The organism is Caenimonas terrae (genome assembly GCF_042655405.1).
In the GTDB taxonomy this organism is placed as follows: Bacteria; Pseudomonadota; Gammaproteobacteria; order Burkholderiales; family Burkholderiaceae_C; genus Ramlibacter; species Ramlibacter terrae_A.
This window is the reverse complement of record NZ_JBHSMF010000009.1, coordinates 694,735-701,702: the sequence shown is the minus strand read 5'-3', so window position 1 is coordinate 701,702 and position 6,968 is coordinate 694,735. Positions and strand designations below refer to the sequence as shown.

Genomic DNA, 6,968 nt, shown 5'->3' with positions numbered 1-6,968 from the left:
CCACCAGGCCCCAGAACAGGTCCGGGTGGCCGGCGATCATGTTCGGGCCCGGCTGGATGCCCTTGATGATGAAGGCGGCCATCATCAGCGCCATCACCGCGTTCTCCGGGATGCCGATACTCATGAGCGGGATGAAGCTGGTGCGCGCGGCCGCCTCGTCGGCGGCCGCATAGCCGGCCACGCCTTCGATCGCGCCCTGCCCGATCTCGTGCTTGTACTTGCTGACCTTCTTCTCGACCGCGTAGGCCGCGAATTGCGCGATGACGGTGCCGCCGCCGGGCAGCACGCCCATCACCGAGCCGACCACGCTGCCGCGCAGCGCGCTGGGGATGATGCGCTTGAACTCCGGCCAGGTCGGCATCAGCTTGATGGTGCCGTTGAACGGCGTGCGCTCGTCGCCGCTGTCGAGGTTCTTGGTGATCTCGGCGATGCCGAAGCACCCCAGCGCGATGCTGACCAGCCCGACGCCGTCGGCCAGGAACGGCAGGTCGCCGGTGAAGCGCTGCATGCCGCTGTTGACGTCGGTGCCGATCGAGCCGAGCAGCACCCCGATCAGGCACATCGACATGCCGTTGATCAGGCTGCCGGTGGTCACGAAGCTCACGCACACGAAGCCCACCAGCATCAGCGCGCAGTAGTCGGCCGGCCCGAACAGGAAGGCCACCTCACCCAGCGAGGGCGCCAGGAACGTCAGCACCACGATGGCCACCGTGCCGCCGATGAAGCTGGACACGCCCGCAGTGAACAGCGCCAGCCCGCACTTGCCATTGAGCGTCATCTGATAGCCGTCGATGCAGGCCACGATGCTGCTCGCGTGCGGCATCTTCATCGTGATGGCGCTGACGGCGTCGCCGTACTGCGCCCCGTAGTAGATGCCGGCCAGCATGATCAGGGCGCCGCCGGTGGGGATGGAGTAGGTCAGCGGCAGCAGGATGCTGATGGTGGCCAGCGGGCCCAGGCCCGGCAGCAGGCCCACCAGGGTGCCCACCGTGCAGCCGATGGCGCAATACATGAGGTTCGACCACGTCAGGGCGTGCTCGAAACCGAACGCGAGGTTGTGCAGTGCTTGCATGATCAGTACAGGGGCAGGTTGAAGCCGAGGAGTTTCTGGAAGGCCAGCGCCACGCAGACCAGGCCGGCCGCGATCTTGAGGTTGCGGACCACCGAATACCTGGTCTTGCCGGCGAACGAAGCGACGAACACCATCACGACGATGCCGACGATCATGTTCACGAACTGCGACACCAGCGAGAAAGCGCACAGGCTGGCCAGGATCACGCCGATGTTGCGCACGTTGAATTCCATCGGCTCGCGACGGATGAAGCGCGACCGCATGATGGTGATCACCCCGATCAGCAGCAGCAGGCCGGCCACCATCAGCGGGAACAGCCCCGGGCCGGCGCGGTCGAAGCCGCCGATCGGGTAGCGCATCGCCGTCAGGCCGAAGGCCAGCGAGATCGCCACGAGGAACAGGCCCCGGGCCAGGTTTCGGTCATTCATGGGAGACATCGAGTGAGGTGGGTGGGATTGGATTGCTGGGTTGGCTGGCCGCGCACGCGCCCCCGCCGCCGGCCCGTGGACCGGCAGCTGGCTAATTGCATCGTGGCACGATATAAAAAGTATATCGCAACGCGATACACAGATAATCGGCGATAACCCTACGTGGCCGCTGCGGCTGGAAGCAAGCCGAAAGGACCCAAGTGCCATCGAAGAAGACCGACCGCCAAGACCGGCTGACCACCAGCGACTACGCGAAGCTGGCGGCGTTTCGCCATGCCCTGCGGGCCTACGTCCATTTCTCCGATGCAGCCGCGGCCGAAGTCGGGCTGACCGGTCCGCACTACCAGGCCATGCTGGTCCTGCGCGGCTGGCAGCACGATGCGCCGGTGACGATCAGCGAGCTGGCGCGCCAGCTGTTCATCAAGCACCACAGTGCCGTCGGGCTGGTCGACCGGCTGGCGGCGGAGGGCCTGATGGTGCGCGAACCGTCGAGCGTCGACCGCCGCAAGGTCGAACTGCGGCTGACGCCGCGGGGCCTGGAGCTGTTGGCCATGCTGGCCGACAAGCACCGCGACGAGCTCAGGCGGATCGGCCCGGCGCTGGGCGGTTTCTTCGGCGAACTGACCGGACAGGGCGGCAGCTGAGCGGCGCGCAGTCCGCCGCTCAGAGATACATCTGCGCCGCCTCTTCCTCGAAGCGCTCGGGTGCGCCCTGCCACGCGATCTTGCCGTGGTCCACCACGTACAGGCGGTCGGCATGCGGCAATGCGAAGGTGACGTTCTGCTCGCCGAGCAGCACCGTCAGCCCGGTGGTGCTGCGCAGCCGGTGCAGGGCCTTCGACAAGGTTTCCAGGATCACCGGCGCCAGTCCGAGCGTCGGCTCGTCCAGGATCAGCAGCCGCGGCTTCATCATCAGCGCGCGGGCGATCGCCAGCATCTGCTGCTCGCCGCCGCTCAAGGTGCGCGCGACCTGGGTGGCGCGGTCGCGCAGGATCGGAAACAGCTCGAACAGCCACTCGCGCCGCTCCTCCAGCGCCGCCGGCGCCAGGGCGTGGCCGCCCAGGTCGAGGTTCTCGCGCACCGTCATGTCGCCGAACAGCTCGCGCGTCTCGGGACATTGCACGATGCCGCCGCGCGCGATGGCCGCGGCCGTGAGGCCGGCCAGCGGGGCGCCGTTCCACCGCACCTCGCCCGAATACCGCACCAGGCCCGAGATCGCATTGAACAGCGTGGTCTTGCCGGCGCCGTTGAGGCCCACCAGCGCGACGAATTCGCCTTCGCGCACCTGCAGGGACACGCCCTGCACGGCCAGCGCCTTGCCGTAGCGGACCTCGACGTCACGCACCTCCAGCAGCGGCGGGCCCGCGGCAACGCGCTCGGGCGCGCGCTCGGCCCGCATCAGGGCGCCACCCAGGTAGACGCGCCGCACGGTCTCGTCGCGCATCACCTCGGCGGCGGTTCCCTGCGCGATCTTCTCGCCCAGGTACATGGCGACCGCGCGATCCACCAGGGCGGCGACGCTCTTGACGTTGTGGTCGACCAGCAGCACCGCCCGGCCCTCGGCACGAAAGCCGGCGATCAGTTCGGAGAAGCCCGCGACCTCCGAGGCGGTGAGGCCGGCAAAGGGCTCGTCCACCAGCAGCAGCTTGGGGTGCATTGCGATGGCCTTGGCGAGTTCGAGCCGGCGCAGGTCGGCGAAGGCCAGCGTCGGCGGCTTGCGATCGAGCACGCCGCCCAGGCCGACGCGCTGCGCGATCGCGCGCGCCTTGTCCGCGATCTCGGCGCTGTGGAAGATCATGCTCAGGCGGTCGGGGATCAGCGCCACCTGGATGTTCTCCACCACCGTCTGCCGATTGAGCGGCCGCGAATGCTGGAACACCAGGCCGACGCCCAGCCGCGCCACCTTGTGCGACGGCAGGCCGGCGATCTCTTGCCCCTCGAAGCGCACCGAGCCCGAGGTGGGCGGGTCCACGCCCATCACGCAGCGCATCGCCGTGGACTTGCCCGAGCCGTTGGGGCCGATCAGGCCCAGGATCTCGCCGCCCCGGATGGAGAAACTCAATTCCTTCACGGCGACCAGGCCGCCGAAGCGCTTGGTCAGTTGCGAGACTTCCAGCATCGGGGTCTCAGCCACGGCCCCCCCTGCCCTCGAGCATGCCCAGGAAGCCGTTGGGGAAGAACAGCACCACCAGCAGCGCCGCCACCGACACCAGCAGCGTGGCCAGTTCGCCCAGCGGCCGCAGCGCCTCGCCGGCGCCGATCAGGAACACGGCGCCGATCGCCGCGCCGATCACCGTGCGGCGCCCGCCGAGCACCGCGGCGACGATGATCTGGACGCCGATCGAAATGTCGATGAACGTGCCCACGCTCGCCGTGCCCATGTAGAACACCATCAGCGCACCCGCCAGCCCGGAGAAGAAGGCGCTGACGATGAAGGCGAACAGCTTGTGCTTGGTGACGTTGAAGCCCAGCGCGCCGGCCTGCACCGGGTCCTGCCCGCTCGCCTGCAGCACCAGGCCGATGGGCGAGCGCGACAGGCCGTAGAGAATGGCGCCGCTCACCGCCATGAAGCCGTAGGCGATCCAGTAGTTGGTGGTCGCGCTGACCGAGATCACGTCCGGCACCGACAGGCCGATCTCGCCCCCGGTCAGGTCGGCAAACACCACCACCATGTTCTGCAGCATCAGCACCGCGACCAGCGTCGTCAGGCCGAAGTACGGGCCGCGCACGCGCAGCGCCGGCAAGGCCAGCAGCACGCCCCCGATGACCGCGGCGGCCGCGCCGGCGACCACGCACAGCCACAGCGAAATGCCCGGCGACAGGCGCGCGTCGAGGATGCCCGCCGTGTACGCACCCAGGCCGATCAGGAAGGTCGGGCCGAAATTCACCTCGCCGGCAAACCCGAACAGCAGGTCCCAGGACATCGCGAACACGGCGGTGAAGAAGGCGACCGTCAGCAGGCCGAGCATGTAGCCGGAGCCCACCAGCGGGACGCATGCACCGATCGCCAGCAGCGCCAGGCCGGCGAGCACCGGACGCGATTTCAGCCAGGCAGGTCGCGCCATCAACGCCGTCCGAACAGGCCTTGCGGGCGCAGGTACATCACCACCACCAGCAGCAGCAGCGAGGGGATGAAGCGATAGGCCGGCGAGATGAGATAGGCGGTGACCGTTTCCAGGTAGCCGACGACGTAGGCCGCGATGAGGGAGCCGGTGACGCTGCCCAGCCCGCCCAGAACGACGATGGAGAACGCGCTGGCCGTCAGCGGCCCGACGCTGTAGGGGCTGACGCCGAGGAACATCCCCAGCAGGATGCCGGCGATGCTGGCCAGCAAGCCGTAGATGAACCAGACGGCCAGGTGGATGCGCGTCAGCTCGATGCCCAGCAGGGTGACGCCGCGCGGGTTCATCGAGGCGGCCAGCACCGCCTTGCCGTGGCGCGTCTTGTTCACCAGCACCCACAGCGCGCCGATCGCCAGCCAGCAGACCACCGCGGTGAAGTACTCGTTGCTGGGCGTGCGCACGCCGACCACCGTGACCACGCCTTCCACGATCGGCAACACGGTCTTGGCGTTGTTGGTGAAGAAGTAGGCGACCGTCTCGGAGATGATGATCCCCCACAGCAGCGTGGCGGTGAGGATGAAGATCTCCTTCTCCGACTCCGCCACGCGCGACGAGCGCTGGATCGGCCGCACCGTGATGAAGTAGGTGAGCATCGTCAGCCCCACGCCGATCGCGATGCCGCCGACCGCGGACCAGTAGGGCCCCGCGCCGAGCAGCCCGGCGAGCGCCCACGAGGCCACGGCCGCCGCCACCATGATGGCGCCGTGCGAGAGATTCAGCACCCCCGAGACGCCGAAGATCAGCGTGAACCCGGTCGCCCCGAGGGCGTAGAGCGAGCTGATGGCGAAGCCGTCGATCAGGATCTGCCAGAACAGCATGAAGCAGGCGCCGGCGTCTAGCTGTGGTGGCGGGACGCCGGCTGCGTGGACATCTGCTGCTGGGCGAGCTGCCGGATCAGCGCGCGGACGACAGCTTGATGAAGGCGGGGAACTTCATCTGCCCGGAGGCGAGGTTCTTCGGCCAGATGTTCACCTGCTTGCCATCCTGCCACTGCAGCATCAGCCCGGTGATGTAGCCGGCGCCGGTGCGCAGGCCGTGCACGTTCGGGTCGCCCTTGGGCTTGAACGCCACCCGGCCGATCGTGCCGACGTAGTCGGTCTTCTCCATGGCGTCGACCAGCTTGTCGCTGTCGGTGGAGCCGGCGCGCCGCACGGCCTCGGCGATCATGTAGACCTCGTCGTAGGCCGTGTAGCCGGAATACGAGGGGTTGTTGCCGAACTTCTTGACGAAGGCCTCGACGAAGGGCAGCGTCTTGGGCGTGACCGCCACGCCGGGGCCGGACACGGCCTGGTACAGCACGCCCTCGGTGGCGCCGTTGGTGTCCTTCCAGAAGGTCGAATTGGTGGCCTGCGAGGAGATGCCGAACATCGGGATCGGCACCTGCTGGCTCTTCCACTGCACGGTGGGCTGGGTGCCCACGTGCGAGATGCCGGTGATCATCACGTCCGGCTTGAGCGCCTCGATCTTGCTGAAGATCGGCGTGAAGTCGGTGGTGTCGGGCGAGAAGCGGACGTGGTCCAGCACCTTCAGGCCGGTCCGGGGCAGGCATTTTTCATAGCCGGCGTCCAGCGGCGTCGTCCAGGCGGCGTCCTCGCTCATGATGACGGCGGTCTTCATCTTGTGCTGCGCGACCAGCAGATCCTTGGCGGCGTCGCACACCAGCTCGGCCAGCGAGCTGGAAGTGAGGTAGCCGTGGAAGGTGTACTTGTTGTGCTCGTAGTCCTTGGCGATGTTCTGCGTGATCACGTCCGAGGCGGCGCCCGGCGTGATCATCACCGTCTTGAGCCGCCCGGCCCAGGGCTCGAGCGCCAGCACGACCTCGGAGATGTAGCTGGCGATGACGGCATTGACCTTGTCCTCGGTCACCGCGCGCTGGAAGGCGCGCACCGATTCGGCGGCGGAGGAGTGGTTGTCGTAGACCACGATCTCGATCTTGCGGCCGTTCACGCCGCCCTTGGCGTTGATCTCTTCGGCGGCCAGCTGTGCGGCCGGCCCGATCGACGATCCGGCGACTGCCTGGGCCTCGGAGATGACCCCGATCTTGATCGGGGGATCGGCCGCCAGGGCCAGGGTGGGAATGAGCGTGGCGAGACAGGCGCTCGCGACGATCGACGAAAGACGCAGCAGGCGTTGACGCATGGAACCTCCATCGGAACAGGAGCGCTGCACGTGCCGCAGCGGGGACGGTCAAAACAGTTCGCCCGACCATTGTTCCGGCGCCCGCCCGCAAGCCGCTGCGGACATTCACCAATCGACAGCCTGTTGATCGGCTGATAAACGTGAGGCTAGCTCGACTGCAGGGATTCCGCGGGCATGGTGGCCCCAGGGGCGCGTTTCAGACCGCAGC

6 protein-coding genes and 1 pseudogene (1 of these 7 running past the window's edge) are annotated in these 6,968 nt (G+C 67.9%); 1 reads left to right on the top strand and 6 read right to left on the bottom strand.

Features of this window, described 5'->3' with window-relative positions; translation table 11 throughout:
• Both ACFPOE_RS17265 and ACFPOE_RS17260 read right to left on the bottom strand, forming a co-directional pair.
• Nucleotides 1-1,072: pseudogene (locus tag ACFPOE_RS17265) on the bottom strand (tripartite tricarboxylate transporter permease); it reaches 399 nt to the left of the window's first position.
• 2 nt (nt 1,073-1,074) lie between these two features.
• Nucleotides 1,075-1,500 carry a tripartite tricarboxylate transporter TctB family protein gene (locus ACFPOE_RS17260; protein ID WP_376851525.1) on the bottom strand — a complete coding sequence of 142 codons (426 nt, stop codon included), beginning with the start codon at nt 1,498-1,500 and terminating at the stop codon, nt 1,075-1,077.
• 200 nt (nt 1,501-1,700) lie between these two features.
• Between ACFPOE_RS17260 and ACFPOE_RS17255 the strand changes: the two genes are divergently transcribed.
• The gene (locus tag ACFPOE_RS17255) at nt 1,701-2,144 is read left to right on the top strand and encodes a MarR family winged helix-turn-helix transcriptional regulator (RefSeq protein WP_376851524.1); all 444 of its coding nucleotides are present in this window, start codon (nt 1,701-1,703) and stop codon (nt 2,142-2,144) included.
• Nucleotides 2,145-2,163: 19 nt separating this feature from the next.
• Here the strand turns inward: ACFPOE_RS17255 and ACFPOE_RS17250 are convergent, their stop codons facing one another.
• The 4 genes from ACFPOE_RS17250 to ACFPOE_RS17235 all read right to left on the bottom strand — a co-directional run bounded on the left by ACFPOE_RS17250 (nt 2,164) and on the right by ACFPOE_RS17235 (nt 6,760).
• On the bottom strand, nt 2,164-3,633 hold the full coding sequence (locus ACFPOE_RS17250; RefSeq protein ID WP_376851523.1) for an ATP-binding cassette domain-containing protein: 1,470 nt from the start codon (nt 3,631-3,633) through the stop codon (nt 2,164-2,166).
• Nucleotides 3,626-4,564 carry a branched-chain amino acid ABC transporter permease gene (locus ACFPOE_RS17245; RefSeq protein WP_376851522.1) on the bottom strand — a complete coding sequence of 313 codons (939 nt, stop codon included), beginning with the start codon at nt 4,562-4,564 and terminating at the stop codon, nt 3,626-3,628. The genes ACFPOE_RS17250 and ACFPOE_RS17245 overlap by 8 nt, the downstream gene beginning before the upstream one ends.
• The gene (locus ACFPOE_RS17240; protein WP_376851521.1) at nt 4,564-5,439 is read right to left on the bottom strand and encodes a branched-chain amino acid ABC transporter permease; all 876 of its coding nucleotides are present in this window, start codon (nt 5,437-5,439) and stop codon (nt 4,564-4,566) included. Before ACFPOE_RS17240 ends, ACFPOE_RS17245 begins: the two co-directional genes overlap by 1 nt.
• Nucleotides 5,440-5,515: 76 nt before the next feature.
• Nucleotides 5,516-6,760 (bottom strand): ABC transporter substrate-binding protein, encoded by a 1,245-nt coding sequence (locus ACFPOE_RS17235; RefSeq protein ID WP_376851520.1) that lies wholly within the window; start codon nt 6,758-6,760, stop codon nt 5,516-5,518.
• Between the last annotated feature and the right edge of the window lie 208 nt (nt 6,761-6,968).